The sequence below is a fragment of the Actinoallomurus acaciae genome, from assembly GCF_042429965.1.
Taxonomy (GTDB): Bacteria; Actinomycetota; Actinomycetes; order Streptosporangiales; family Streptosporangiaceae; genus Actinoallomurus; species Actinoallomurus acaciae.
The window spans coordinates 1-1,688 of sequence record NZ_JBHLZP010000957.1; the positions used below are offsets into that span (position 1 = coordinate 1).

At 69.7% G+C, this 1,688-nt stretch carries 3 protein-coding genes; 1 reads left to right on the forward strand and 2 read right to left on the reverse strand.

Going from position 1 to position 1,688, the window contains the following annotated elements; all coding sequences use genetic code 11:
* Nucleotides 1-719, reverse strand: a 719-nt coding sequence (locus ACFFNX_RS49335; protein WP_378213396.1) for a (Fe-S)-binding protein, incomplete at its 3' end; no start/stop codon positions are given.
* A gap of 313 nt (nt 720-1,032) precedes the next feature.
* On the opposite strand from ACFFNX_RS49335, the gene ACFFNX_RS49340 reads away from it, so the two are divergent.
* Nucleotides 1,033-1,236, forward strand: coding sequence for a DUF5999 family protein (locus tag ACFFNX_RS49340; protein ID WP_285576076.1), 204 nt, complete (start codon nt 1,033-1,035; stop codon nt 1,234-1,236).
* 52 nt (nt 1,237-1,288) lie between these two features.
* Here ACFFNX_RS49340 and ACFFNX_RS49345 read toward each other — a convergent pair.
* The coding region (locus tag ACFFNX_RS49345) for an alpha/beta hydrolase family protein (protein WP_378213397.1) at nt 1,289-1,688 on the reverse strand (400 nt) is incomplete at its 5' end.

The window sequence follows — 1,688 nt, forward strand, 5'->3', positions numbered from 1 at the left end:
GGCACGCGCGCGGGCCCGGCCGCGCCGAGCCCGGCGGCGAGGATCTCCGCGAGGTGCACCGCGCGCACCCCGCTGCGCAGCCGCGACAGGGCGCCGCCGAGATGGGCGAGGCAGGAGTCGTCGGTGGCGCACACCGCGTCGGCGCCGGTCTCGTGGATCCGGGCGATCTTGTCGGCGACCATCGCGACCGAGGTGTCGGCGTTCTTCATGGCGAAGGCCCCGCCGAAGCCGCAGCACTCCCCCGCCTCGGGCAGGTCGGCGAGCTCCAGGTCGCGGACCGCGCGCAGCAGCCGGAGCGGCCGGTCGCCGAGGCCGAGGGCCCGCAGCGAGTGGCAGGTCGGCTGGTAGGTCACCCGATGCGGGTAGCGCGCGCCGACGTCGGTGACGCCCAGCACGTCGACGAGCAGCTCGGACAGCTCGTAGACGCGTAAGCCGGCGAGCGCCGGGTCCATCCGCGGGTAGGCGGTGCGGACGGTCGCGGCGCACGAGGCGGACGGGGTCACGATCACGTCGTGACCGGCGAAGATCTCGGTGAGGCGGCGGGCCAGCGCGGTGGCTTCCGGATGGTATCCGGCCGTCCAGTGCATGTGCCCGCAGCAGGTCTGGGCGGGGTCGAAGACGACCTCGTGCCCGAGATGCTCGAGCAGCCGTACGACGGCCCGTCCAGTGGCGGGAAAAAGCGCATCCCCCCAGCACGTGACGAACACGGCGATGCGCACGTGGGCTCCCCTTCCCTCCGACGCACTACAGCATCCTAGGACGGAGGTTCAAGTCTGATCATGGAAACTCGAACACAGTCGCGCTCTGCACCAAGAGTTGTTCTTTGGCCGTTATTGATGCGAGTGTGGGCCGATAAGCCGTAAAGTGATCTGTGTCACCGGTGAGTACTGGGAGGCGATCAGGCCAACTGGAAAACCGCCCGGCCGTGCTATGTCGCCGTGAGGGTGAACCACAGCACACTTGACAACGTCTCACTGCATAGAGACACCCAGAAAAGACCACCCCAGTAGTTGAAGACCGGAGGCACGAATCATGTGCCAACACCAGCCGCCATGTCCCGAAGCGACGGCACGCGACCGTGAGGCCGCCCGTACCGTCACGTGCCACCCCGAGCAGGGTTGGAGCCTGCTGTGCAACGGCATCGTGCTGTTCGACGACACCGGCGAGCTGCTTCCCGACGGGGAGATCATCGCTCCGCACCGTCCGACGGATCTTCCTGCTCCGTCGGCGGCCTGACACGTTCCTCACACGGGGGACTAGTTCTTTCGAGTGATCATCCTCGGGGGATTCAGCTTCGACCGCTCCATCGGCCGAGCCACTCGGCCGCGACCTCGCCGACCGCCGACGGGGTCCGCGACAGATCGTGCCGTTCGCCCGGCAGGACACATACCTCCGTCGCGTCGGCCGGATCCGGCACACCGAACGGATCACGGTCGCCGTTGACGACCACGACCTCCACTCCCGCCTCGCGCAACTCCCCGGCACGCGACCGGGCCGGGTTCGACGGCGGGTGCAGCGGGAACGCCAGCGCGAGCACCCCGCGCGCCCCGGCCTTCAGGGCGGTGCGGCACGCGACACGGGCGCCGTTGCTCCGCCCGCACTGAATCAGCGGCACGTCGGCGTATCGCTCCCGCAGCGTCGCGACGGCCGTCAGCCAGGCCTCGTCCTGGCGGGCCGCCGACCCGGGC